This window comes from Agarivorans sp. DSG3-1 (genome assembly GCF_046774965.1).
GTDB lineage: Bacteria > Pseudomonadota > Gammaproteobacteria > Enterobacterales > Celerinatantimonadaceae > Agarivorans.
On sequence record NZ_CP177241.1, the window covers coordinates 2,813,774 to 2,839,906 of the forward strand.

Consider the following 26,133-nt stretch of genomic DNA (forward strand, 5'->3'; position numbering starts at 1 on the left):
AGGTTTATTATGACTAAGCAGCAAGACAAATCATCCCTAAAAGCGAAAAGTAAACTTACTAAAAGCAGTAACAGTGTCGACAAAGATAAAGGCATAAAAAAAGCCAAGCGTATCGATGAAGATGTAGCACGGCTTAAGGCAAAAGAGTTACGGGATGTCAAAACCGCAGGTTTAAGCAATCAAGATTTGGTTGCTGATAAAGCTAGTCATCAACGGTTGGCTAACAGTCCGCGAACAGATACCGACCTTATGCCATCAGATGAACTACAAACAGATAATACCGAATCAGAGCAAGTAAGTGCGCAGCATATCAGCACCGAGCAAGCTGACACAGATAAATCGACTTCATTGGTAGGTGCTGCGTTTAATCTTGAAGCTGGCCAGGCTAAACCAAACACTGAGCAATTGTCTCGTGTGGGTCAAGGTGGAGGCCTAAAAGATTCGGGCTTCAATCATTGGTATTCACCACACTCTTTCTTAACTAATACCGAGCAGGCTAATAGTTTTAATTCGGCAGAATTTAAGCCAATGCCAAATCATATGGCGCCAGGTTTAACCGTTAAGCAGATTGTCCAAGTTAATCACCTTCAAGGTGGTGCCGCCCAACCAGAAGCAATGCACGCTGAAGGGAAGCAACAACAAAGTGGATTAGTGAAAGAAGACCACACTAACGCAGTATCAGGTGAGTTGCATATCGCAGGTTTAGGTTCGGCTACCGCTGTGTGGGCAGTAGAGTCTGGAAGTGGTAAATACGGCTCTTTATTGGTCGACCCAAACACAGGCCAATGGCGTTATCTGCTGGATAACTCGTTAGCTAAAACCGATACTCTTGCTGAGGGAGAGCACCACACCGAACAATTTATAGTATTGGCTACTAGCAATAATCATCAGCAGGTAAAAATGCTGGTATCGGTAGAAGTGGAGGGTAGTAACGACTTACCGGTGATATCAGGCTTACATCACGCCAGCGTATCTGAAATGGGCAAACTGGATAAGGTTGATGGTCAGTTGTTGGCAACCGACCCAGACCATAATGAGCATTTGCAATGGGCGGTCTCTAACCCGCAAGGTCAGTATGGGCGTTTAAGCATTAGCCCCACCACAGGTCAGTGGCAATATCTTTTAGACAATAAGTCATCCACTACCTTAGCGTTAACTGGCGGGCAGCAAGCAGTAGAGCATTTTGTTGCCACTGTAACCGATAGCTCCGGCCAAGCGGTTAAGCATGATGTTAGCGTATTGGTCACTGGTAGTAATGAACAAGCCTTAATTAGTGGCAGCTTTAGTGGAGTGGTAACTGAAGATAAAGATGTTCAAGCGGGAGAACTACATTGTGCAGGGCTGCTCCATATACAAGATCCCGATGCTCTGCAGGCGGTATTTGTTAGCGAACAATTGCAGGGGCAATACGGCCAATTTCAAATAGACACTGATGGCCATTGGCGCTTTTCAGCCGCTAATACTTTACCTGTAATTCAAGGTTTGAAAACCGGTGAGGCCGTCACTGATACAGTGCTCGTTCATTCAGTTGATGGCTCCGAGCAAAAAATCACAGTCACCATTAATGGTACCGATGATAAAGCTTTTATTTCAAATGCTTATACAGGTATTTCAGCTAGCAGCCTAGACAAAGGTGCCCCAACACTTGATGGAGAGACCAACGCTTCTGTTAAAGAAGATATCAATGTATCTCATGGCAACTTAGTTGTTGAAGGGATATTGATTGTGACGGATGTAGATAAGGGCCAAGCTAAGTTCAGCGCAGAAACCCTACAAGGTCAATTTGGCACATTGAGCATCAATAATCTCGGCCATTGGACCTACACCGCTGATAACTCACAAGCCACTATTCAAGGCCTTAAAACGGGTGATTCACTCACCGACACATTGCTGGTTCACTCTGTTGATGGCACTGAACAACAAATCACTGTCACCATTAACGGCACTGACGATAAAGCCCAAATTGCTGGAACCAGTTCGGCAAGCCTAACCGAAGATAAAGATGTTCATAGTGGCCAGCTTAAAATAGACGGTGCACTAACTGTTACCGATGCAGATAACGGCCAAAGCCAATTCGCTGCTACATCACTACAAGGCCAGTTCGGTATCCTGAGTATCAACAATTTAGGGCACTGGATCTACACCGCTGATAACTCTCAGCCGAGTATTCAAGGGCTTAAAACAGGTGAATCAGTTACTGACACATTGCTGGTTCACTCTGTTGATGGCACTGAACAACAAATCACTGTCACCATTAACGGCACCGATGACAAAGCCGTGATTGCTGGTACTGCAAGGGCCTCACTTACCGAAGATAAAGATGTTTATCAAGGGCAGCTTAGAGCAGATGGTAATTTAAGCATCACCGATCCCGATGCAGGGCAGAGCCAGTTTGCGGCTACCTCATTACAAGGACAGTTTGGTACTCTTTCAATCAATGAATTAGGTCACTGGACTTACACTGCGGATAATTCACAAGCGACCATTCAAGGGCTAAAAACCGGTGAATCTGTTACCGATACACTATTTGTTCATTCGGTTGATGGCACGTCACAACAATTGACCGTTACGATCAATGGTACTGATGACAAAGCTATTATTGGTGGTACATCAACAGCATCACTGACAGAAGATAAAGACGTTCATCAGGGTCTACTTCGTGTCGATGGTGCACTCACTATTACAGATAGTGACAATGGCCAAGCCCAGTTCAGCGCGGAAACCTTGCAAGGTCAATTTGGCACACTGAGCATCAATAATCTCGGCCATTGGACCTACACCGCCGATAACTCACAAGCCACTATTCAAGGCCTGAAAACTGGGGAGTCAGTAACTGACACATTGCTGGTTCATTCTGTGGATGGCACCGAGCAAAAAATCACCTTGACCATTAACGGCACCGATGACAAAGCTGTGATAGCTGGTACAGCAACAGCCTCGCTCACTGAAGATAAAGACGTTCATGCTGGTCAGTTGCGCGTGGACGGTGCGTTAACCATTACAGATAGTGATAACGGCCAAGCCCAGTACAGCGCGGAAACCTTGCAAGGTCAGTTTGGCACACTGAGCATCAATAATCTCGGCCATTGGACCTACACGGCGGATAACTCACAAGCAACTATTCAAGGGCTTAAAACAGGTGAATCAGTAACTGACACATTGCTGGTTCATTCTGTGGATGGGACCGAGCAAAAAATCACCTTGACCATTAACGGCACCGATGACAAAGCTGTGATAGATGGCACAGCAACGGCCTCGCTCACTGAAGATAAAGACGTTCATGGTGGTCAACTTCGTGTTGATGGCACACTTATCGTCACCGATGCTGACAACGGTCAAACCCAGTTCAATGCTGAAAGCTTACAAGGCAAATTCGGTATGCTGGCTATCAATAATTTGGGTCACTGGACTTACACTGCTGATAACGCGCAAGTGGCGATTCAAGGGCTCAAAACTGGCGAATCACTCACCGATACATTGCTAGTACATTCGGTGGATGGCACTGAGCAACAAATCACCGTGACCATTAACGGCACTGACGATAAGGCAACCGTCACTGATGCTCAAACGGACATGAATTTACGCGGCGTTACTGAAGATCGCGGCTACATAGATACCCATTACGATCTGCACTATGACGGTCAATTAAACATTCAAGATCCCGATAAAGGCGATAACAGTTTTGACCCTAATATAGGTCCACAAACTTACCAAGGTATTGGTTACGATACTAAACTCGGTGGGCATATCTTACTCATGCAAGATGGCCACTACACCTATACGCTGGACAACCGCCATATTCAAGACCTTGCCGCCGGCGAAACAAAAACAGATTCGGCGATTATCCGCACCGCTGACGGCACTGAGCATACCATCAAACTTAGTGTACACGGCACCAATGATACCCCCACAGTGAGTGCACAGTCACAGTCTGTCACTGAAGGTGGCGCCATCCTAAATGGGCAGATGATAGGCCATGACATTGATACTGGTGCACAACTACGTTACTCAGCACCACAGATAGATGGACTCACATTAAACCCCGACGGCAGCTACAGCTTTGACCCTAGCCATGCAAGTTATCAATCACTAGCCTCTGGGGTAACAAAAACGCTAACGATTCCAGTCACCGTCACTGATGAGCATAATGCCAGTGCCACACAAAACCTTTCTATTAGCATAACCGGCACCAATAATGCCGCCGTTATTGGTGGAGTTGATACTGGCGATGTCAGCGAGGGAACTGCTGGACAAGATATGTCGCCAGATTATGCTCAGCCAGGCATGGCTAAGTTAGGGCAAGCAGCATTAACAGCTGATGGCAAGTTAGATATTGTTGACCCCGATACAGCAGAATCTCAGTTTGATCCTAAAGGCGGTGCCTGGAATAACTCTTACCACGGACAATATGGACACTTACTCTTAAACACAGATGGTACTTGGCATTACGACGTGACGGTTGGAAGCGTTGATTGGGTAGGAAATCGTAAGACAACAATCGGCACTGCCATTGATAAATTAGGTGAACATCAAACGTTAACTGATACCATTACTGTATACTCTAAAGATGGCACATCTCACGATATTATTATTACTATTCATGGTGATAATGACCGCCCATATTGCTCTTCAGAAGTGCTGCTTGCTAGTGGCAAAGAAGATCTAACTCAAACCATCTCTGTCGTTGATCTTTTAGCAAACACCATAGACGTGGATGCCAATGATGCAGGCAAACTCACCATTGCCAATTTACATGCTGATCATGGGTCTATTCTCACTAACCAAGATGGAACCTTTACCTTTACTCCAGACAAAGACTACAACGGTCAAGTCCATTTCACCTATGACGTCTTAGATGCTCATGCTGGTATCACCCACACCGGCGCGACAACAACATTAACGGCAGTTCAAGATAGCGCAATAATCACAGAAGTCAGCACAGGGAGTATTACTGAAGATGGGTCTCACAGAAGCAGTAATGGAGGAACAGTAACGGAGTTGGCAACGGGCTCTCTTACTGTGGTTGACCCCGACACTGGTGAAAACTCATTCCAGTTTAGCCAATTCGGTGAAACAAAAATTCATGACCCTTATAATGGCTTGTTACGTATCGATAGCGCTGGTACTTGGACTTATCATGTTGATAACGCAAAGCTACAATACCTAGCCGAAGGTCAAACTGAAGTTGTTATATATCGCGTACATAGTAAAGATGGTACACCCTACGATCTTCATATTAATGTCACGGGGACTAATGATGCACCCACTGTAAACCAAGTGCATTTAACCAATGGTACTGAAGATGTCAGTTACCAAATGCAGGCAAGCCATTTTGGTTTTAGCGATGTTGATTCAGGCGACACACTTCATTCTATAAGCTTAACCAATCTGCCAAGTTTAACTGAAGGTAAATTTGTACTTGATGGGCACAATGTTAGCGCAAACCAAGTTATCGATGCAGGCGACATCAGTAAATTACAATTTATCCCAGCAAAAGATTTTAACGGTGATATCCAGTTTACGTATACCGTTAATGATGGTCATACAGATTCGGCGCCTGCAACAGGCTCTTTAAATATTGCTTCAGTGGAAGATCTATTAATCGATAATGGAGTACGTGGCTTAGGTGTAACGGATGAAGATACCACCACCCACTTTACAGAAGCACAATTATTGGAACATTTATCTGATGTTGATGGCCCATTGCATGTCAGTGGCTTACCAACATCGGCACATGGTGCAGTCACAGCAAATGCTTCTGGAGGATATGATTTTACTCCAAACTCCAATTACCACGGCCCTGCAGAAATTGACTACAAAGTCACTGATGGCTCGACTGAATATGCTAAAACAGCTCAACTATCTGTAACCCCAATCACTGATACAGCACAAGTCGGCCTTAGCATGACAGCCCAACAACAAGTGATGCAGTTAGGTACAGATGGTTCTGCATCTGCAATGAACAATGGGGTGTTACAAACCGGCGACCAAATCAATAGTGTCGCGGTCGAGTTTAATGTTATCGGCGGCCCACAAGTCACATCCGGCTCAACACATGGAGCCACCTACTTTAGTTATGCCAATAGTGAATCAGATAATGAAATGTATGCTTGGAAACCAAGCAATTTAACTATTGCGATCCATGGCACTGAATACGCTACAGGCATCGATACAACTCAAGATACTGCAACTCACCGCTATTCAATTTTATGGGATTCAAATACAGGGGTACTGCAAGTATTAGTCGATGGTGACGTTAAGTTTACTCATGCAAATGTCCATAAAGGCCAACCAATGAATGGTCATGGCACCCTAGCTATTGGACAAGATCAGGATGTGGTTCATGGTCAGAAATTTGTGCTTGAGGATGGCTCACATCAATCTCATGGTTTTGGTGTTAATGACGCATTTCATGGTCAGATTTTTAGTACATCAATGGTGACGAATCACTCTGTAGCCCCCGCTTCTCTTCAACATGCTCCTCTAGCGAATACGGTTGATAAAGATAATGGTCTTGTTATTGATATGAGAATGTCAGCTTCAGGGCAGTTAGTTGATATGACTGGGCACCATCAGCTAACCTCTTTTGGATCGTTAACCTCACATACTGTGTCAGTTGATACAGGAGTCGCTATTCCTAATAGTGATTCTTTACTGAATCTTAGCCCTCATATTGTCGACCCCATTGATCCCGATGACCATATTTCTAAGGTAGAATTACTAGGATTGATTTCAGGCACAGTCATCACCGATGGTACTCCTGGGCACAATCATGTTGTTTCATCAATGACGGATGCTCTCAATATTCAGGGCTGGGATTTGGATCATCTTACCGCGCAGTTACCTGGAGGCAATAATCATAACATGGACATTATTGTCCGTGTGGAGACTACCGGACCAGATGGCGCCACCTCAACCACAGAAGCACACCAGCCTTTAGTGCTTGATCCTACTAAACCGATTCCAAATGCCGTAATTAGCGGCGATGATAATAAGACAACCGATGAAGATACGTCGATATCAGGACAGCTATTAATTACCGATACCGATGCCGCACAAGCGTATTTTGATACTACGCCTATTGATGGCAAGTATGGCCATTTAACGATTGATACAGACGGCCATTGGACTTATGCACCAAATGCTACAGCCAATGCCTTAAATAAAACTGATCATGTACAAGATGCGTTAATTGTTACCTCACTTGATGGCACCCAGCATCAAATTGTCGTTAACATTGATGGCCGTGACGATAACCCAATCGTTACTGAACTTGCAGCACCTAAAACCGTTATAGAAGACGGTGGACATGATCATGTTCGCACTTCAGGAATGCTAAGTATCAGCGATCCAGATACTGGCGACACCCATAGCATTACTGAACAAACCGATGTATTGGGCACCTATGGACATTTTTCAATTGCGGCAAATGGCAGCTGGCATTATGAACTTGATAATGCTTTACCTGCAACTCAAGCCTTAACCGAAGGGCAACACGTTACCGAAACATTCAATGTAGTCGTTAGCGATAATGAAGGTGGCCAAACAACTCACACGATGCACTTTGACGTGCAAGGTAGCAATGAAGCGCCAACAATTACAGCAAGCACAATTTCAGCTTATGAAGATACCGACTATCACTTTACAAAGGCGGATTTTGGGTTTACTGACAGTGATGGTGGCTCATTAGAGCACTTAACGATTACGGAGCTACCACCTAAATCTCAGGGAGAATTAAGCTTAAATGGTCACGCTATAACGGCTAACCAACAAATCAGTAATGCGGACATTCCTAATTTAGTGTTTACGCCAAATCTTAACTTTAATGGAAATGTAAACTTTAAATATAGTGTTAGCGATGGCCATGATAGTTCAGCAGAAGCTCAGGCAACTATTGATGTTGCTTCTAGAAATGATGCACCAACGATAACGCCAAACTCACTGAGCGGTACAGAAGATAATACTTATAGCTTCAACGAAGCTGATTTTGGTTTTACCGATGTCGATAATGGCGATACCCTAAATCACATTACTATTACCGATTTACCAGATATTGCAGACGGTAAACTTACTTTAAATGGTGTAGAAGTTACAACCAATCAACAAATTTCAGCCACTGACATAGGTCAACTTAAGTTTGAACCAAGCGCCAACTTCCATGGTGATGTAGACTTTGCTTATTCAGTCAATGATGGTCATGTGGACTCAGCACCAGCCAGAGCATCAATACATATCGCTTCAGTTGACGATCCATTAATCGATAGCGGTATGCGTGATTTAGGTACAACGGATGAAGATACCACCACACATTTTACAGACGCGCAATTACTCGCAAACTTATCAGATGCCGATGGTGCGTTACATATAAGCGGCGTGCCGACATCAACTCATGGCACAGTAACAGCGAATGCATCAGGAGGGTATGACTTTACCCCGAATGCAAATTACCATGGACCAGCTGAAATTGACTATAAAGTCAGTGACGGAACGACCGAGTACGCCCAAACGGCTCATTTAAGTGTGAGCTCAGTTACCGATACAGCAACGACTTCCTTGTCTGCAGAAGTTCAACGTACAGCATTTGGCCTAACCTCATCAGCTGACCATGGATATATAAAGCCACATGGCGATCAAATTGAATCGGGTGGTGATTTACACGCTTTTACGGCTGAATTCACTTATATCCACGATCCAAAAATCACCATTGGTACTTATCAGGATTTTGTTATGTTTCATGGGGTTAAACCTGATGGCACGCCTGATATGGATGGCGTTAATTTCGGCATGTGGACCTTTGGCGGTAATTTGAAGTTTACCAGTTCACATATCAGTGGTGATAACGGCAACCCTGGAGTCAATTTTAACGATGGGCAAGACCATCGTATAACCATGACATGGGATGGTAAAACGGATACCGCTCTACTTTATGATAACGGTGTTTTAAAAGTCACAGTTCACGGTTTTGCAGGAAGTGATCATATTGCGGCAAATCCATTTTTAAATGTTGGCAGTAAATACGTTCCTGGGCATTTTGCAGGACAAGATAAATTTCCAGGACGATTGCTCTCAACTAGTTTTGCCTCGCAAGCACTTACACCAGAACAAATTCAACATGGCCCAGTCTATGAGTCTGTTAGTAAAAATAATGGCCTATTAATCGACATTCGATCCGACAGTCATGGGGTTATATCTGACCAAACAGGTCACCATCAGCTTGATATTGCTGACTTACATACGTTTACAGGTGAAATGGTCAATATTGGCTCAACGGCTTTAGCACCTGGCGATGTATTACATATGCACCTGTCAGTAGCCGCTCCTATAGATCATGACGATGTTCTCAGCAAAATAGAGGTACTGGGACTTGCGAAAGGCACGATTCTTAGCGATGGCCATCATAGTTTAACTATTGGCTCAGCGGTGCAACATGCGGATGTTACCGGCTGGGATTTAGATAAAGTGACCGCAACATTACCTGCTCATGGCGATCAGAACATGTTAATGCAATTAGTCGCTACCACAACAGGGCCTGATGGAGTAAGTGCAACCGATAATGCAAAACTGCCAATAATATTAGATGTTAATTCCCCGGTTCCTGATGCTGTTATTACCGGAGATGAACACCTAGTAACAGATGAAACCTCTACTGTTTCTGGCCAACTAATTATTACAGATACAGATCCATCGCAAGCACATTTTATTGCTGAAGTGATACCAAGTGCTCATGGTCAATTTACGGTTAAAGCAGACGGAAGCTGGGAGTTCACCCCAAGCAAGGTTGCAGAAACATTGACTCAAAACCATAACGCCACCGATATCGTTACCGTAAAAACTCTTGATGGAACAGAGCAACAATTGAGTGTAACACTCATTGGTAGCGACACCGCGCCAACCACCGTCACCACCGATTTAGGCAAGGTTGAATCTGGCCACTCCCACGACTTTCAAGCAACTGATTTACTTGCGAATGTTACCGATGTTGATACCAGCACCGCGGGATTATCGATTGTGGCAGGTTCACTGCTCTCTCCCCATGGAACGGTAGTAACCAATCCTGACGGCAGCTATAGCTTTACTGTAACCCCAGGCTTTGTTGGTAACGATTTAGCCATTAGTTTCAAAATCAGCGATGGTCATAACACTATTGATGCCAACGCAATAATTGATGTCACGCCGCCTCTGGCAATTACCCGATTAGAATATGATACCGGTGTCAGTGACAGTGACTTTGTTACTAGCGACGGCCACATAATCTTATACGGAACTGGCGAGCCCGGTAGCACTATCATGGGCAGTGGGATTCTCAGCGGTCCTAAAGCAATTGTCGATGCAAATGGTCATTGGAAAATGGATGTCAGCGCAACAGATCGCGCCGATGGTACCTATACGCTGACCGTATTTGAAGTAAAAGCTGATGGCAGCTATGCCCAAGCCCATCATAAAATCACTATAGATACTGCTAAACCAACGCTGTCTATCGACCCTATCTCCAATGACGATTGGGTAAATCATCATGACCATCAGCAGGATTTAACTATTACAGGTGCCACAACCCATGTGGCTGATGGCAATTCGGTTGATGTGATTGTCGCAGGTACACACTATAGCGCCAACGTTAACAATAACCATTGGCAATTGGTCATTCCGGCAAATCAAGTTGCCAATATTAGCGACAGTGCCTATCAAGTCCATGCAGAGGTTATCGCGACCGCAACTGGCGACACAGCTCAAGTTCAACGCCAGCTAGTGGTATCTGCCGATTTAAGCACTCTGGTACAAACTCAGGCAGTAGAAGAGGACAGTAAAACCACAGCCACAGGGACTTTATTTGCTGTAGGCGCGAGTGAAACTGTTACCACTACAGGCGTATTACAAGGCAACTACGGCACTTTACAAATGAATGTCGATGGTAGTTACCAATACACATTGGACAATAACGCAGCCGCTATTCAGCAAATGGGGCAAACCGATAGCCATGCAGATAACTTTTTCATCAGTTACACCAATAACCATGGCGACACCAAGCATGCCGTGGTCAATATTGGTATTCATGGCACCAACGATGCCCCCCTATTAACGGGCACTTTTGAAATATCTCGTTCAATTACGACGGGCTCAATGACCAATACCCATTCCTTTGGCTATATCAATATTGATGACATCGATGCTGGTGATAAACTCAATATTGAATACATTGATAGTCAGGGTGGACACCATCTATTAGATTTTACGCCAGGCAACAGTAATAAAATTGATGTACAAGGCATCGGTCATTTTAGTATCGATGCCGATGGACGATGGGATTTTACCTTCAGTCACAGTGGTCCTGAGCGTGACAAGCTTGATCAAGAAGTGGCCGCAGGTAAGATTCACTCCGAAACAGTCACCCTTAAAGTAACCGATGGCAGTGGGCAGAGTCGGGAAGAACACCTAACAGTACACATTGGCGATGGTAAGACCGGACCACAGATTTTCGGAGCGTCCGAGTCTGTGGTTACCGAAGACAAAGTGACTCAATCCCACGGCTTGCTCGATTTATTGGTCGGTGACGTCAAGGTGGCCAGCGGTGTCACGTGGGAGTTGCAACCTGGGGCTCACCCTCAATACGGTGATTTAACATTAAACCCCGATGGTAGTTGGCAGTATCAAGCTAATAATGGTTCGGCTCGTGTACAAGCCCTAGCTGAAGGTGAGCGACTTGAAGAAACAATAATGGTGACCGCTACTGACTCCCTTGGTCACAGCGTAGATCAAGCAATGAAATTGGTGATCATCGGTACCAATGACGTACCTGTTGTTGGACATGCCCTTGCTAATACGGTTGTTGAAGATCATCTGCTCACTCTGAGTAAAGCTGATTTACTTGCTAATGTTCACGATACAGACGCTAAAGATGTGCTTGATGTAAGCCATTTATCAATAGTCGGTGGTGGTACTATTACCCAACAAGGTGACCATTGGGTTATCAATCCTGGGGTAAATTATAATGGAGAATTACGCTTAAACTATACGGTGACCGATGGTCATGTAGCGATAGATAACAGTATGGCGATTCATGTGTCGCCTGACGCCGATACTCCTACCATGATATTTACTAAGCATGTCGGTGATTTAGCTTCGCCACTCGATACAATGGCGATTTCGGGTAATGAAAATTCTGATTTAGCACTTAATATTAACGTATCCAGTCCAGATACAAATGAAACGCTCACAGTTGAAATTACAGGCGTTCCACCAGGGGCTTCGCTATCTGCGGGGACTGAAAATAACGGCATATGGACACTACAACAAAGCGAGTTAACTAACCTCAAAGTTATTCCTGAAGCTGACTTTCATGGCCATTTTGATTTAAGTGTTTCAGCAATTAGTCATGATGGCAGTGAACAGACTTCGGTTAGTCAAACTATTGGAGTTGATGTACTAGCGGCACCTGTACTCGCTGGAATAGGGCAATCAGATGCTCCACAAAGTGACACTGAAACAGATACGCTGACCTTTAGCTCAAGTGTTGATGCGGATTTCTCCAACGTGGCAAGCACTGGAGTTCTCAATGATCCTATTGCTCCGGTAGACCACTACTTTCAAATGCTGGGAATGAGCAAAGATGATGTACCCACGGAGTCTTTAGCTGGCAGCCAAACAGAATTACTACCGGAAGTTAACGTAGATAACCCGTTAGCTGATGAAGGTGATTTGGCTGGGCAATCGTCGGAGCTGTTTGACAATCCATTGGCTGAAGGTGAGGAACAACATCACCAACTTGATGATGTCCAAGAGCACAATCATAACCAACTCGTTGATAATAGTACTGCTATGGATAGTCATGATGATGAGTTATTACATTCGGCGCTCAATAATATGCATAATCAATGGTAAGTATGGAGAGTGTTTTGTTAGCTAAAGATATTATCTATATATTGCAGTAATATACGGCTATTAGTTAATTTTCAGCAAATTAAACTAAATAGACCTGCTTGATTAGCTTTTTCTCTTGGCGTTAAACAATGCTCATGGCAGAATGCCGCCTTACCCTCATAGATGTTGTTTAGTTAAAGGACTCACCATGAAATTTCGCCTAGCGATTGGCGCTGCAATGTTCGCTGCACTTCCCGTTCAAGCTGATTTACTTGGCCTGACTGTTGCCAGCCACTTAGCTCAAACCAATACCGACCCTAAAGCCTCTTCGGCATGGCAAGGTGATATTGAAGTACGCTTTAAGCATCCTATCCCGTTAATTCCAAATGTTGCTGTTGGCGCTAACAAGCGTAAACAAGGCGATGCGGCTGACGGGTCTAGCTACCAAGGTGAGCTTTACTACAACTTATTTGATACTGCCGGTTTGTACTTAGACTTAGGTGCGGGTTACGAGAGTTGGGACAGTGCTGATTCGTTTTTAGCAGGCACCGACTCTGGCGAGCAAGTATATGCAGTGGGCCGTGTAGCATGGCGTTTCCCTGGTTCAAATCTTGGCTTAGAGAGCGATCTTAAATTGTCGCTAACTGACGAAGATTACAAAGCAAACCGTTTTCGTGCGGGTGTTAACTACGAATTGTTTGATTTAGTGGCGAGCACTATCGACATTTCAGCCGGTTATCAATACGAAGACATTGCAACACGTAGCTACAGCACAAGCGACAGCGGTGCTTACCTAGGTTTAGCAGTTAACTTCTGATAACTGTTGGCAGTGTGTTGGAAACAACATGCTGCCATTGCCATAAATCCTAGGCCTGCACTAAGGCCGACTAAACCAAAAATACCCTGCTGCTGATTTAACTGCCAAGCAAAAGCACCAAGAAATGGGGCACTTGCGCTGGCGAGTAAATAGGGCACGGCCAACATTCCCGATATCGCTCCAAAGCCTTGTTCACCGAGTAATTGTTTGGTTAACACTGGCCGCAAAATACTAGTCACGCCATAAGCACTCCCTTGTAATACGACAAACAGCCAAATAAGGTGCTGGAGATGTTCGAGCTGCCACAACAAACCGGCGGCAATCAGCAAACTGCCAAAACACATCATGGTAATAAGGGTATTCGATAGCCGTTTATCTACACTGAGCATTGCGATGCGCCCAAGCACTTGCATTGGGCCAATCATCGCCATGACTAACACGGCATTATCTGCGCTAAAGTTGAGAGCGTGCATGCTTGGTAGTAAAAAGTTGACCAGTACCGTGTGGTTAAGTGCGCTAAGAGAAAAGGCTAAGGCAATAAACCAGAACACTGCGTTTTTAAGTTGAGCATTTGGCGCGCTCGATTGCTGAGTGCCTGCGATGGCTTTCTTTTTGCGAAGCTCTGAGCTTTGGGCCCCTTGAATTAACTTGGCGCTAATAAACAGCAATGGTGTAGCGATGAGCAAAACAATCAAGGCCAAACTCATGGATGTCATTCGCCAGCCTAAGAGGTCGATAAGGTAATGGCAAAGTGGAAAGCTTAGGGTACCTGCAAAGCCAGCATGTAAGGTGACTTTGGTGATCGCCGATTTAGCGTTGTCCCCGCGATAACGGGTAAGAAAAGCAAAACAAGGTTCGTATAAACACCCAGCGCTAGCGCAGCCTAGCACTAACCAAGCAGCATAAAACTGCCATAAGCTCTGCACTTGGCTAACGGCCAGCAAAGCCATTCCGCCCAGCATAGCGCTGCAGCTTAAAACCCGTGGGCCAAACCCTTTGTCGATTAAACGGCCAATAAATGGCGAGCAAAGCGCAGAAGCGACTAAGCAAATCGTGAATGCTAACGAGACATCGGCAATCGACCAAGCAAGCTGCTGATGCCAAGTGAGCAGCGTGGCAGGAAAGCTATAGTAAAGGCATGCCCAAAGCAGTGTTTGGGCAATGGCCATTCCATGAGTGGCTAAGCGAACTTTCGTTGGGGCTAGTGCCACTAAACGCTTCCGCTTAGCAGTTGTTTCTCATAATGTTCCAGAAAGCTTAAGCAGTCTTCTTGGAACAAGGGAAGGGCCTCGGCAAGCTTTTCATGCGACCAATCCCACCAGGCGAGTTTTTCTAGGCGCTCGCCAGTGCTAGGTTCATCAAAGCGCGGCCTTAATACCTTGGCAGGATTACCCACCACGATGTGCCAAGCGGGTACATCTTTAGTGACAATACTGCCAGAGCCAACAATGGCGCCATTACCAATGTTTACACCCGGCATAATAATCGCGCCGTGACCAATCCATACATCGTGACCAATCTGCACTTTGTTATCTGCACGCCAATCAAATACCTGGTTGTCTACCTTTGCTGCCATTCCATACTTTTGCGGGCGGTAGCTAAAGTGGTGCAGGCTTGGCCGCCACCACGGGTGGTTGCTGGGATTTACCCTTACGCTTGAAGCAATAGAGACAAATTTTCCTACTTCGCATAAAGCAATATCTACGTCATTTTGAGCGTAGCTGTAATCACCAAATTGCACGTTGTCTAATAGGCAGCGCTCGCCGATTTCAGTCCAGCTGCCTAGCTCAGAGCTGGTTACCTTACTGCTATTAGCTACGCTGGGCTGGCTGTTTAAATTTGCGCCGGGGTCTACTATCGCCATGGTTATTCCTTTGAAGTTATAGGCTTAGGCATAATTCATCATGCCCAACCAGCACATTGCTGGGTAAGCAGTTGGGGTGTTGCATGAGGTATTCGTCTAAATCGTGGCCAATGTGGGTGAGCACCCAAGTGCTGTCGGGCAGTGCATGTGCTAACTCAAGCACGTCGCTAAGATTATTGTGATTGCCTGAACGATGCAGGGGAGAGTTACTGCAATCAATCACTACATACTTTGGCGGTTGGCGCAGCAATTGTTGCCAGCTTTGGTCTGGGATCCCTAAGGTATCGGTTAGGTAGGCAATCCGGCCATTTTCGCTGGTAAACAAGTAGCCTAGAGTTGGTTTTGAGTGATTTAACGCTAGCGGAGTTATATTGATACCTGCTAACGAAAAGCTATGCAAGGCCTGCCTAGCTGGCTGAAAATCTAGTAAACCAGGGTGCTTAAACAGGTCATCACAACCTAAGGGATCATCTGGGTGATAAACCGGAATTGGCTCGGCCACTCCCCAGCGTAATTCAAATAAAGCTTGTACATGATCCATGTGAAAGTGGGTGAGTATCATGGCATCAATAGACCCAGCCGGAAAGCGGGTTTGTAACTGCGGATGATTGGCGTCGATAAGTATTCGTTGGCCGTTTACCTCTAGCACCGCTGAGCAAAGTAATCTTGCTTTGCTGGGGTCTAAGCTCGCTCGCTGGCAGGCGAGGCAATCGCAGCCGTACACTGGGCAGCCTGTTACATTACCAGTGCCAAGTAGGGTTAGTTTCATTGGATATATAACTCGGTCGTTTCGGCTTCGATGTATTTGAGCAGCTTGCTCACGGTGCTGTCTAGATTGCGGTTGTTGTCTAAGCGCCAACACTCTTCTGGTAGAGAAGCCTGATATTGTTCGCTGCGGCGCAGCCGTGCTGAGATATCGTGTTCAGATTCACGACCGCGCTTGCGCAGGCGTTCGGCCAATATGCTGGGGTCTACCTCTAAGGCGATTATTCGCAAGCGCTCCCCAAATAACTCTTCAGCTAAGGGGATCTGTTGGCGAGAACCGTTGAAAAGCACCGAGAACCCCATGCTCAACCAAGTATTTACTTCGTTACCCACTGCGTAATTGCAGCCGTTGGCCTGCCAGTCCATCGCAAATAAGCCGCTGTGTTTACGATGGGTGAACTCTGGCACGCTTAAGGCAATGTGATTTTCACCGCTATCATCTACCGCGCGAGTGATGTAGCGATGAGCAATCAGCAGGTTGCTGTCCGCTTGCAACTGGCTACGTAAGCCATTAATTATGCTGTCTTTACCTGAGCCAGAAGGCCCCACCAAGTAAAACAACTTGGCTTCGCCGTTTAGTTCACTGGCAGTTAGCGAAGTCATCAAAATACTCGCTCTCCTTCGCGCCATACTTGCATTACTTGCAAGCGCTCATCATTGGGTTTGGCTAATACCAAGTCGGCCCGTTTACCCTCGCAAATACTGCCTCGGTCGTCCATGCCTAAGGTATGTGCTGGAGTTAGGCTAACCATTTGAATGGCCTGACAAAGATCGTAGTTGTTATCTTCCATGTTAGCCACCATATATGCGGCATCAAGTAAACTGGCTGGATAGTAATCAGACGACAAAATATCCAGCACACCTTCACGAGCCAGCTCCGCCGCGGCAACGTTGCCAGAGTGGGAGCCGCCACGCACAATATTTGGCCCACCCATCATTACCTGCAAACCCGCTTCGTGCGAGGCTTTAGCCGCAGCAACAGTGGTAGGGAACTCGGCAACGGCACAACCTAATGATGCAGACTCAAGGGCGTGTTCAAGTGTGGCGTCGTCATGGCTGGCTAAGGCAATGCCTCGCTCGCGGGCAGAGGCCGCAATGTGTTTACGATTAGCGTCTGACCACTGCTCGGACGCGGCAGTTTGCTCGGCTTCAAAAGCTGCCATTTCTTTATCGTTTAAACCGTATTTACCCATGTAGTAAGTGCGATACTTTTCGCTGTCTACAAACTGGCGTTGGCCAGGTGTATGATCCATTAACGACACCATGGCTACTGGCCCTTGCTCAACCAAGGTTTCGAATATATTGGCGGTATCGGCATTCGGCAGTTCGCAGCGCAAGTGCAGCATGTGCTCGGCGCGATTAACGCCACGTTGCTGGCTATTAACAATGGTGTGTAGCATCCGCTCAAGGTTGGCGAGGCGAGTGCCGTGGTCGTTAATGTAACCTAATGCAATGGCATCAAGCACGGTGGTGATACCGCTGGAAATCATTAAGGCGTCGTGGCTGGCCATGGCCGACCCACTGGGCCAGCTAACCTTAGGCCGTGGGGTGAAAAACTTTTCTAAGTTGTCGGTATGCAATTCAATAAGGCCCGGCAGCAGGTAAGCACCGTCGCCATTTATGGCACTGCTGTGCTGGCTTTGAGTATCACTAAGCGCCACGATGCGGCCTTCACGAACTTCTAGTGACCCTGTTACTACTTCATGTTCCAGAACCATATTTACATTGGTAATAATCATCACACTATCCTGCTAATTGTGCTGGTTGTTGCATGTTGTGTAAGCGGTCTGCGACTAAATCGCGCACCCAAACATCGTGAAATATGCCCACAATGGCTGCGCCGCGTTGCTTGGCGGCCAAAATTAATTCAACCACTTGCTGGGCATTATGCTTGTCTAATGAAGCGGTTGGTTCGTCTAGCAACAATATTGGGTAATCGAGGGCGAAACCGCGGGCAATGTTGACCCGTTGTTGCTCACCACCAGAGAAGGTAGCGGGTGCTAGGCTCCATAAGCGCTCAGGCACGTTTAGGTGGCTTAATAAGGTTTCGGCTTTAGTTTTAGCTTGGCTATCGCTAATGCCATTTTCTAACATCGGTTGCATTACGATATCTAAGGCTGATAAACGTGGAATAACCCTTAGAAACTGGCTTACCCAACCAATGGTATTGCGGCGTAAAGCAATAATTTCTCTTGCTTGAGCGGTCGCTAAATCAAGCCACTGCTCACCTTGGCTAATCAGCAATTCACCTTCATCAACTTGATAGTTGCCGTAAAGGGAACGTAATAAGCTAGATTTACCAGAGCCAGAGCTGCCGTTAAGCACCACACACTCTCCGGCAAAAATCTCTAGATTTTGCTGGCGTAAAACCGGTAAACGCGCAGCCCCTTGATTGTGTAATACAAAGGTTTTATTGATGTTTTTAGCGATCATGATGGGTTTCATGAGGAATCCTTGTAAGCTAGGCGTTTATTGTTGAAGAACCGATGAAACCAACAATTGCGTGTAGGGGTGACTAGGGTCATCCAACACTCGGTCGGTGAGGCCGCTTTCTACCACCTGGCCTTGCTTCATCACCATGATTCGGTGCGCCAACAACCTTGCTACCGCTAGGTCGTGAGTAACAATAACCACTGCGAGTTGCAGTTCGGTGACGAGATTACGAATTAAATCTAATAATCGCGCTTGCACCGATACATCTAAGCCGCCAGTGGGTTCATCCATAAATACCAAACGCGGATGGGTAACTAAATTGCGGGCAATTTGCAGACGTTGCTGCATGCCGCCGGAGAAGGTAAGAGGCATATCGTCAATTCGGCTTTGATCTATTTCTACCGCTTTTAGCCAAGTGAGTGCTTGCTGGCGGATCTCGGCGTAATTGCGCCAACCGTTTTCCATTAAACGCTCGCCAATGTTGCCGCCCGCCGACACCCTTGGGCGAAGCCCATCTAGCGGATGTTGATGCACAATGCCAAAGTTTTGCCTGATTAAGCTGCGACGTTCCGCTTCACTAATTTTGTATAGCTCTGCGGTGTTGCTATCGCTTTGAAAACTAATGCTACCGGTTTGTGGAGCAAGGCGACCCGATAAGGTTTTGAGCAAGGTAGTTTTACCAGAGCCCGATTCACCCACAATGGCTAACACTTCACCGGGATAAAGGCTTAAGTTAACGTCTTCAAAGCCTTTGCCTGGCGCGTACAGCATGCTCAAGTTTTGGGCTTGGAGTAGGGCCGGCTCGGCTTGGTTCGCGGCGTTTGCGCGAGGTTCTTCAAGTTGCTTAGCTAACTGAGTCATGTTCAGCTCCTAGTTGCGCGGCTTGTTGCTTTTGGCAGTAGTCGGTGTCTGAGCAAATGAACATGCGTTGCCCTTGGTCGTCGATCAGCACTTCATCAAGAAAGGTGTCGTGGCTACCACATAGGCTGCAAGGCTCATCCCACTGCTGAATGCTAAAGGGGTGGTCGTCGAAATCGAGGCTGTGCACATCGGTGTAGGGAGGAATGCAGTAAATGCGTTTTTCTCGCCCAGCACCAAAAATCATTAAGGCTTCCGATTGATGTAGCTTCGGATTGTCGAATTTGGGAATTGGCGATGGGTCCATAAGGTAGCGCCCATGCACCGTTACCGGATAAGCGTAGCTGGTGGCGATGTAGCCATACTTCACAATGTCTTCGTACAGTTTTACTTGCATCGAACCGTACTCTTCCAAAGCGTGCATTTTTTTTGTCTCGGTTTCACGCGGTTCAATAAAGCGCAGCGGCTCGGGAATAGGCACCTGAAAAACCAGAATTTGGTTGTTGCTTAGAGCTTGCTCTGGAATGCGGTGGCGGGTTTGAATAACACTGGCTTGTTCGGTTTTTTCGGTAGTAGCAATGTCGCAAACTTTGCTGAAAAAATGACGAATAGATACCGCATTGGTGGTGTCGTCGGCGCCTTGGTCAATCACTTTAAGTACGTCTTGCTGGCCGAGAATCGAGGCACTAAGCATAATGCCGCCGGTTCCCCAGCCGTAAGGCATTGGCATTTCGCGTCCACCAAAGGGAACTTGATAACCTGGAATGGCGACACCTTTTAAGATGGCGCGGCGGATCATGCGTTTGGTTTGCTCGTCTAAGTAAGCAAAATTGTATTGCTGGCTACTATTATCTAGTGCAGTAGCCTGTTGGCTAAAGCTGGTCATGGCTGGCTCCTTGCTGGCGCATTTTTCGTAGCAGTTCTAGTTCGGATTGGAAGTCGACGTAATGGGGTAATTTAAGGTGAGAAACAAAGCCGGCGGCTTCTACGTTGTCGGCATGGGCTAGCACAAACTCTTCATCTTGCGCTGGGCTGCTTACCGGCTCGTTATAGCGCTCGGTTTGCAAAGAGCGGTCGAGCAGGGCAACCGCCATAGCTTTGCGTTCGCTAAAGCCAAAGGCTAAGCCATAACCTCGGGTGAAGTGAGCGTCTTTATCTTGTGGGCTAACAAAGCCATTGACCATTTCACATTCGGTGAGGGTAATGCTGCCTATCTCAACCTCAAACCCTAACTCTTCTGGGCAGATTGCGATGGCTACTTCGCCGCTACGAATCTCGCCAGCAAAGGGGTGGTTTCGCCCATATCCACGTTGGGTGGAGTAGGCCATAGAGAGTAAAAAGCCTTCGTCGCCGCGGCTTAGCTGTTGTAAACGTGCAGCCCGTGAGCAAGGGTAACTAATCGCTTGCTGGGTAATATCGGCGGGCTCTGCGCCACTGTCTGATTCAGGCTCGGCTAAACCTTGTTGTTCTAGTAACGAAAACACCTTGCTAAACGCTTGCTGCTTGTTGCTTGTTAAGGCTTCATCTTCGTTTGGTGTTGGTTGCGAGGTTGAGTGTTGGCTTGGTTGACTGTGCTCCGTTTGTTGCTCGGCCAATAAGCTGAAATCTAATAGGCGGTGGCTATAGTCGTAGGTTGGGCCTAACTGCTGACCGCCCGGTAAATCTTTATAGGTGGCCGAAATTCGCCGTTGCACCTGCATGTTGCCGGTGTTTAAAGGGAGGCAAGTGGCTAACAGCGGTAACGTAGTGCGATAGGCGCGAAGTAAAAAAATGGCTTCTATTTGATCACCGCTGGCTTGTTTGATTGCCAGGGCCGCCAACTCACGGTCAAAAATGCCGCCTTCGGTCATAACTCGCTCTACCGCTAAGCTAAGTTGTTGGCTAATTTGCTCAACGCTAAGCTCGGCAACATTGTTGTCGCCGCGGCGACGTTTAGCTTGCAGTTTATGTGCTGCGGCAATGGCTTTTTCGCCACCTTTTACTGCTACGTACATTAGCGTAACTCCAGCTTGGTGGTGCGACTAATCGCCACCAGTGATTGTTGATGACAAAACATGAAATCGAGACCTAGCGGAAAGCGGTGGCTCGGCTTTAGCAGGTAATTAACGATGCTGGTGCTTAGGTTGCCTAACTGCAGGTTAAGCTTATGTTTGATACCCGGCCCAGATAGTTGAAAGACTGGCCCGGTGCGCAAACTGTTGGTTTGAACTAACACGGTTGCGCTTTGTTCTGGGCTGGAATCCGTACCGGCTTTTAGCTGGCTTAAATCCAGCTCTTCTTGGGCGTCTACTACAACAAAATCGGCTTGATTAATGGGCGCCGAGCTAAGGCCGTTATGAAAGGCTAAGTTGTGTAAGGCTTGTTCGATTGGCTGCTCTGCGTTTTTTGCTAAAGCTGGGCTTAGGTAAAGCGCAGTTTGCTGGTCACATAAACTCATAATAACTTGGCTAGCAGCGGCATTAAGCGGCGCAAAACCTAAGTGGTGTTCAAGTGTTACTTGGCTGCCTGGTTCACTAAGCGCTTTAAGTATTTGTCTAAAACACTGTTGAGCGTTGTGTACGCTGTTAGGAAAGCCCGCTTCAATTGTTTGCATTAGTCTTCTCCTCGAACCACAGTGAAGAAATCTACTTTTGATTCTGCTGCTTGAGCGGCAGTTTTTGCTTGTTCCGCTTGTTGTTGCTCAGCCAAAGGTTGAATCACCGCTTCGTGTAAGCTGGGCGCATGCTCGCCGTTTTGCATTAAGGCATCAATTAAGGCTGAAAGCAGGGCGTGTTGTTTAGCCCGCCCGCGTAAATAGCCGTAACCTAAAGTGCCATCGCTTAAGCGCACAGCAGCGCGAGTGATGGTGGTATCGCCTAGGTTAAAGCGTTCGCCCTTGCCACCGACCCGGCCTTGCAATTTGGCTAAACCGATCTCTGGTTGGCGAATAATTTCACATTCTGGGTCTAGCTTTAGCTGTTGCCAGCGACTAGATAAGTCTTGATAAGAAGCCTTGGCGAGTACTGCCATCCAGTGTTGGCGCGCGGCTACATCTGCCGCTTGGGTAGATTGTTGGGTAGTCATTGGGGGTGCTCCAAGCTGAGCTCTACGAGCTCGGCTCTAATATGGGAGATTGAAAATTCGAAAGGCTGTTGCTGTTGGTCTACGTTAACCGTTTGTAGGGTTAACAAGGGTGTACTGCCATCAATTTGCAAACAGGCGCAGTCTTCTCGATTAGCCATTTGCGCACCCACTACCGTGTGGTGTCGGCGCAATTCAAGCTGGCAATGCTGTTGTAAAAAACCGTGCAGTGAGCCCTGCTGATACTGGCTTAAGTGATTTTCATGCTCGCCCATGCGCAAGTGGTGAAAAACAATACTAATGGGCATTTGGTCGATAAAACGCAATGTTTTGAGCTGCAAAATGGGGCTGGCTAATTCAATGTTTAACCCTTTAGCCACCTGCTGATTGGCGTTGGCGCGGCCAAAGCTTAGTACTCGGCTAATCGGTTTTGCTCCGGCATTTAGCAAGTTGTCGGTAAACTTGGATCCGGCATGAAGTGGGTAGCGAACCGGTTTGCTTAATACCATTACCCCTTTACCTTGCTGGCGCAGTAACCAACCTTTAAGCACTAGTTCGTCGATGGCGCGACGCAAGGTGTGGCGATTTACTTGGTAGCGTTCTGCCAAGCGTTGCTCGGGCGGCAAGTATTGGCCTGCTTGGTAAGCGTGGCTAATTTCTTTTTCTAGGCTTAGCGCGATTTCTTGGTAACGGGGCATCTTAAGCTCGCTTAAATAAACAGTTTTCTAACGCGTTGAGAGATAAAGTCGAGCAGACTTACGGTGACTACAATGATGATCATCACTGCGCAGGTTTGGGGAAACATAAAGCCGCGAATGCTTTCCCACAGAATTACCCCAATGCCGCCAGCGCCTACCATGCCTACAACGGTAGCCGAGCGAACATTCGATTCGAAGCGATATAAGGAGAATGAAATCCACAGTGGCAGTACTTGCGGAATGACCCCATAAACAATTTCTTCCAGCTTGTTTGCGCCAGTAGCTCTTACCCCTTCTACTTGGCCGGGATCGATGGCTTCTACTGCTTCGGAAAACAGTTTAGCCAGCACGCCCGTAGTATGGATGAATAAGGCCATTACGCCGGCAAATGGCCCTAAGCCAACGGTAACCACAAACAGCATGGCAAATACCATTTCGTTAATTGCTCTGGCTGCATCCATTAGTCGACGCATAGGCTGATACACCCATGCTGGAACCATGTTTTCGGCACACATCAAACCAAAAGGAACGGATAAAAAAATTGAGAAAATGGTGCCCCAAATGGCGATGTGCAGGGTCACTAACATTTCTTCGAGGTAGTAATTGATGTCGGTAAAATCTGGTGGAAAGAAATCACTGGCTAACTCGGCCATGTTGCCGGCATCGTTATAGATCTTCATCGGGGCAATTTCGGCGCCTTGCCAGCTCCAAGTTAAACCGGCGATGGCGATGGCCCAAAAAAGTAGGCTTAACCAAGATGGTTTGGAGTTTTGGTTAAGAATTGCGGCTTCGGTAGTCATTTAAAGTTCTCAACATGTCTAGATAAGTTGCCTAAAGAAAAGCTGGGTTTGCACCCAGCTTGTCGTTCGCTATTGGGCCATTGCGGTAATGGCGCTTTGCTGGCGATTTAAATCAGCAAGTTGGGCGTCAATTACTGCTAGCTCAGCGGCTTTTTCGGCTTTCGACAACTTGGTGTCGTTTTCTGTAACAATGCGGTTTTTGAACAATACCAATTGACGAATAGGTAGTAGTTGAAGGTCGCTAGAGGCTTTGAACGGGGCCCACTGTAGCGCTTCTAATACTGCTAGCTCTTGAGCATCACCAGTGGTGCCGTATTCCATGAAGAAGTCATATACTTCGCCTTTCACACTTTCTGGTAGGTTTTTACGCCATACAATTGGGTCTGAAGGAATAAGTGGTGACTTCCAAATAACTTTTAACTGCTCAAACTTTTTAGGTGCAGTAATTTTTAAGCGGTCCATGTTTTCGGTGTTGCCGGTTGCTACATCTACTTGTTTCGCTGCAGCGGCTAAAGCGTTCGCTTCGTGGCCAGAGTTCATGCTGCGTTTGAAGTCAGACACTGAAATGTTGTTTTGCGCAAACACGTAGTACGAAGGTACTAAGAAGCCAGAGGTTGAGTTTGGATCGCCGTTACCAAAAGTAAGGTCACCACGTTTGGCGATAACATCTTCAAGGCTGTTAAGCGGGCTATCTTTATGCGTAACTAATACACTCCAATAACCTGGGTTACCTGTAGCATCAACCGTTTGTGCGAAGATTTCGCCACCGGCGCGGTCTACTGCTTCCATGGCTGATTTGTTGCCATACCAAGCTACGTCTACTTTATCGAAACGCATTCCTTGAATGATGCCTGCGTAATCTGGAGCAAAAAATGCTTTTACCTTGTAACCAGTTTTCTCTTCCATCGCTTTTAAAAACGGCGTCCAAGTGGTTTTTAAGTTTTGCTGAGACTCAGTAGAAATAATCCCAAAGTTGATGGTGTCCATCGCTTTTTCAGCAGCTGAAACCATGGTTGAACTTAACGCTGTCGCAACAACTGCGGTTGCAAAGGCTGTCTGCTTGATTAGCTTTAACATGCCATCTATCTCCTTGTTAGTTGGGTTTAGGCCATCTGTGGCCAAAGTTGTGGTACTGCTTGGTCTTGGTCTTCGGTTGTATCAAGGTTGTCTTTTGAACCGTATAAAGCCGCTAACTGGGCTTCATCTAATTGTTCACTGGGGCCGTCGTAAAATACTTCGCCCAGTTTTAAGGCCACTACTCGTGGGCAATAACGCTTGGCGTAGTCAACTTGGTGTAAGGTCACCACTACTGCGATGCCTTCTTGTTTATTGATGTCGGTGAGTATTTCCATCACGATGCGCGACGACTCTGGATCTAAGGAAGCAATCGGCTCATCGGCTAAAATGATCTTGGCGCGTTGCATTAAGGCGCGGGCAATCGCTACGCGTTGCTGTTGACCGCCCGATAGGGTTGAAACGCGCTGTAAAGCAAATTGCTCAAGGCCTACGCGTTTTAAAGCTGCTAAAGCTTGGCGCTTTTGCTCAAAAGTAAAACGGCCAGTAAGGCTGCGCCAGCTGGGAGTAGCGCTTAGTGCGCCAATCAAAACATTTTGCAAAACGCTAAGGCGTGAAACCAAATTAAACTGCTGGAAGATATAACCTGTTTGGCTGCGGCTTTTACGTACGGTGTTACAAAACTTGCCGTCACGTTGCACTGGCATGCCAAGAACTTCGATGTAGCCTTTGCTGTTTTTGTCACTGCTAACCAAGCCATTTAAGTGGCGCAAAAGGGTTGATTTTCCTGAGCCTGACGGCCCAAGTAATGCCACCATTTCACCTTGCTGAACACTTAAATCTACGCTTTTAAGGGCGTGGTTGTTTTCAAAGTGTTTGTTCAGCTGCTTGACTGTGATTACTTGATTGTTCATTACAGGATCCTGCCGTTGTTTTGAACAATAACTTAGGCTTGTAATGTGACAGTTA

The 26,133-nt window shown here is 46.6% G+C and carries 17 protein-coding genes; 2 read left to right on the plus strand and 15 right to left on the minus strand.

The genetic code is table 11. The features are described 5' to 3' along the window. The first annotated feature begins 9 nt into the window (after positions 1–9). Together ACLD71_RS13150 and ACLD71_RS13155 are read left to right on the plus strand one after the other, a co-directional pair. Entirely contained in the window at positions 10–12,876 is a 12,867-nt protein-coding gene (locus tag ACLD71_RS13150; RefSeq protein ID WP_411990976.1) for a VCBS domain-containing protein, read from the plus strand. Positions 12,877–13,063: 187 nt separating this feature from the next. Next, positions 13,064–13,672 (plus strand): hypothetical protein, encoded by a 609-nt coding sequence (locus tag ACLD71_RS13155; protein WP_411990977.1) that lies wholly within the window; start codon positions 13,064–13,066, stop codon positions 13,670–13,672. Here the strand turns inward: ACLD71_RS13155 and ACLD71_RS13160 are convergent. The 15 genes from ACLD71_RS13160 to phnC all read right to left on the minus strand — a co-directional run bounded on the left by ACLD71_RS13160 (position 13,645) and on the right by phnC (position 26,078). After that, entirely contained in the window at positions 13,645–14,883 is a 1,239-nt protein-coding gene (locus ACLD71_RS13160; protein ID WP_411990978.1) for an MFS transporter, read from the minus strand. The two genes, ACLD71_RS13155 and ACLD71_RS13160, sit on opposite strands and share 28 nt — an antisense overlap. Further along, positions 14,883–15,536, minus strand: a complete 654-nt coding sequence (locus tag ACLD71_RS13165; RefSeq protein ID WP_411990979.1) for a DapH/DapD/GlmU-related protein — start codon at positions 15,534–15,536, stop codon at positions 14,883–14,885. Before ACLD71_RS13165 ends, ACLD71_RS13160 begins: the two co-directional genes overlap by 1 nt. Before the next feature lie 16 nt (positions 15,537–15,552). Continuing rightward, complete coding sequence (phnP, locus tag ACLD71_RS13170) at positions 15,553–16,305, minus strand: phosphonate metabolism protein PhnP (protein ID WP_411990980.1); 753 nt, start codon at positions 16,303–16,305, stop codon at positions 15,553–15,555. Next, on the minus strand, positions 16,302–16,904 hold the full coding sequence (phnN, locus tag ACLD71_RS13175) for a ribose 1,5-bisphosphokinase (protein ID WP_411990981.1): 603 nt from the start codon (positions 16,902–16,904) through the stop codon (positions 16,302–16,304). Before phnN ends, phnP begins: the two co-directional genes overlap by 4 nt. Beyond that, a complete protein-coding gene (gene phnM / locus ACLD71_RS13180) occupies positions 16,904–18,040 on the minus strand; it encodes an alpha-D-ribose 1-methylphosphonate 5-triphosphate diphosphatase (RefSeq protein WP_338621741.1) in 1,137 nt (378 codons plus the stop codon). Before phnM ends, phnN begins: the two co-directional genes overlap by 1 nt. Positions 18,041–18,044: 4 nt before the next feature. Beyond that, positions 18,045–18,746, minus strand: a complete 702-nt coding sequence (gene phnL / locus ACLD71_RS13185) for a phosphonate C-P lyase system protein PhnL (protein WP_411990982.1) — start codon at positions 18,744–18,746, stop codon at positions 18,045–18,047. A 24-nt stretch (positions 18,747–18,770) separates the two neighbouring features. Continuing rightward, positions 18,771–19,595, minus strand: coding sequence for a phosphonate C-P lyase system protein PhnK (phnK, locus tag ACLD71_RS13190; RefSeq protein WP_411990983.1), 825 nt, complete (start codon positions 19,593–19,595; stop codon positions 18,771–18,773). Continuing rightward, entirely contained in the window at positions 19,579–20,478 is a 900-nt protein-coding gene (locus tag ACLD71_RS13195) for an alpha-D-ribose 1-methylphosphonate 5-phosphate C-P-lyase PhnJ (RefSeq protein ID WP_411990984.1), read from the minus strand. Before ACLD71_RS13195 ends, phnK begins: the two co-directional genes overlap by 17 nt. Beyond that, positions 20,465–21,586 (minus strand): carbon-phosphorus lyase complex subunit PhnI, encoded by a 1,122-nt coding sequence (locus ACLD71_RS13200; protein WP_411990985.1) that lies wholly within the window; start codon positions 21,584–21,586, stop codon positions 20,465–20,467. Before ACLD71_RS13200 ends, ACLD71_RS13195 begins: the two co-directional genes overlap by 14 nt. Beyond that, the gene (gene phnH, locus ACLD71_RS13205) at positions 21,586–22,185 is read right to left on the minus strand and encodes a phosphonate C-P lyase system protein PhnH (RefSeq protein ID WP_411990986.1); all 600 of its coding nucleotides are present in this window, start codon (positions 22,183–22,185) and stop codon (positions 21,586–21,588) included. Before phnH ends, ACLD71_RS13200 begins: the two co-directional genes overlap by 1 nt. Continuing rightward, positions 22,185–22,655, minus strand: coding sequence for a phosphonate C-P lyase system protein PhnG (gene phnG / locus ACLD71_RS13210; protein WP_338621736.1), 471 nt, complete (start codon positions 22,653–22,655; stop codon positions 22,185–22,187). Before phnG ends, phnH begins: the two co-directional genes overlap by 1 nt. Beyond that, positions 22,652–23,350, minus strand: a complete 699-nt coding sequence (phnF, locus tag ACLD71_RS13215) for a phosphonate metabolism transcriptional regulator PhnF (protein WP_220720870.1) — start codon at positions 23,348–23,350, stop codon at positions 22,652–22,654. Before phnF ends, phnG begins: the two co-directional genes overlap by 4 nt. An 11-nt stretch (positions 23,351–23,361) precedes the next feature. After that, entirely contained in the window at positions 23,362–24,150 is a 789-nt protein-coding gene (gene phnE, locus ACLD71_RS13220; protein ID WP_016401278.1) for a phosphonate ABC transporter, permease protein PhnE, read from the minus strand. Positions 24,151–24,219: 69 nt separating this feature from the next. Beyond that, positions 24,220–25,227, minus strand: a complete 1,008-nt coding sequence (gene phnD, locus ACLD71_RS13225; RefSeq protein ID WP_016401277.1) for a phosphonate ABC transporter substrate-binding protein — start codon at positions 25,225–25,227, stop codon at positions 24,220–24,222. A 26-nt stretch (positions 25,228–25,253) separates the two neighbouring features. After that, positions 25,254–26,078, minus strand: coding sequence for a phosphonate ABC transporter ATP-binding protein (phnC, locus tag ACLD71_RS13230; protein WP_411990987.1), 825 nt, complete (start codon positions 26,076–26,078; stop codon positions 25,254–25,256). Between the last annotated feature and the right edge of the window lie 55 nt (positions 26,079–26,133).

What these genes read in the sequence shown, in the direction of transcription:
- phnL (WP_411990982.1), bottom strand. Translation starts at nt 18,746, where the DNA reads ATGAAACCCATCATGATCGCTAAAAACATCAATAAAACCTTTGTATTA.
- phnD (WP_016401277.1), bottom strand. Translation starts at nt 25,227, where the DNA reads ATGTTAAAGCTAATCAAGCAGACAGCCTTTGCAACCGCAGTTGTTGCG.
- ACLD71_RS13150 (WP_411990976.1), top strand. Translation starts at nt 10, where the DNA reads ATGACTAAGCAGCAAGACAAATCATCCCTAAAAGCGAAAAGTAAACTT.
- ACLD71_RS13155 (WP_411990977.1), top strand. Translation starts at nt 13,064, where the DNA reads ATGAAATTTCGCCTAGCGATTGGCGCTGCAATGTTCGCTGCACTTCCC.
- phnP (WP_411990980.1), bottom strand. Translation starts at nt 16,305, where the DNA reads ATGAAACTAACCCTACTTGGCACTGGTAATGTAACAGGCTGCCCAGTG.
- phnG (WP_338621736.1), bottom strand. Translation starts at nt 22,655, where the DNA reads ATGACTACCCAACAATCTACCCAAGCGGCAGATGTAGCCGCGCGCCAA.
- ACLD71_RS13195 (WP_411990984.1), bottom strand. Translation starts at nt 20,478, where the DNA reads ATGACCAGCTTTAGCCAACAGGCTACTGCACTAGATAATAGTAGCCAG.
- phnN (WP_411990981.1), bottom strand. Translation starts at nt 16,904, where the DNA reads ATGACTTCGCTAACTGCCAGTGAACTAAACGGCGAAGCCAAGTTGTTT.
- phnC (WP_411990987.1), bottom strand. Translation starts at nt 26,078, where the DNA reads ATGAACAATCAAGTAATCACAGTCAAGCAGCTGAACAAACACTTTGAA.
- phnE (WP_016401278.1), bottom strand. Translation starts at nt 24,150, where the DNA reads ATGACTACCGAAGCCGCAATTCTTAACCAAAACTCCAAACCATCTTGG.
- phnH (WP_411990986.1), bottom strand. Translation starts at nt 22,185, where the DNA reads ATGCAAACAATTGAAGCGGGCTTTCCTAACAGCGTACACAACGCTCAA.
- ACLD71_RS13200 (WP_411990985.1), bottom strand. Translation starts at nt 21,586, where the DNA reads ATGTACGTAGCAGTAAAAGGTGGCGAAAAAGCCATTGCCGCAGCACAT.
- phnF (WP_220720870.1), bottom strand. Translation starts at nt 23,350, where the DNA reads ATGCCCCGTTACCAAGAAATCGCGCTAAGCCTAGAAAAAGAAATTAGC.
- phnK (WP_411990983.1), bottom strand. Translation starts at nt 19,595, where the DNA reads ATGACTCAGTTAGCTAAGCAACTTGAAGAACCTCGCGCAAACGCCGCG.
- phnM (WP_338621741.1), bottom strand. Translation starts at nt 18,040, where the DNA reads ATGATTATTACCAATGTAAATATGGTTCTGGAACATGAAGTAGTAACA.
- ACLD71_RS13165 (WP_411990979.1), bottom strand. Translation starts at nt 15,536, where the DNA reads ATGGCGATAGTAGACCCCGGCGCAAATTTAAACAGCCAGCCCAGCGTA.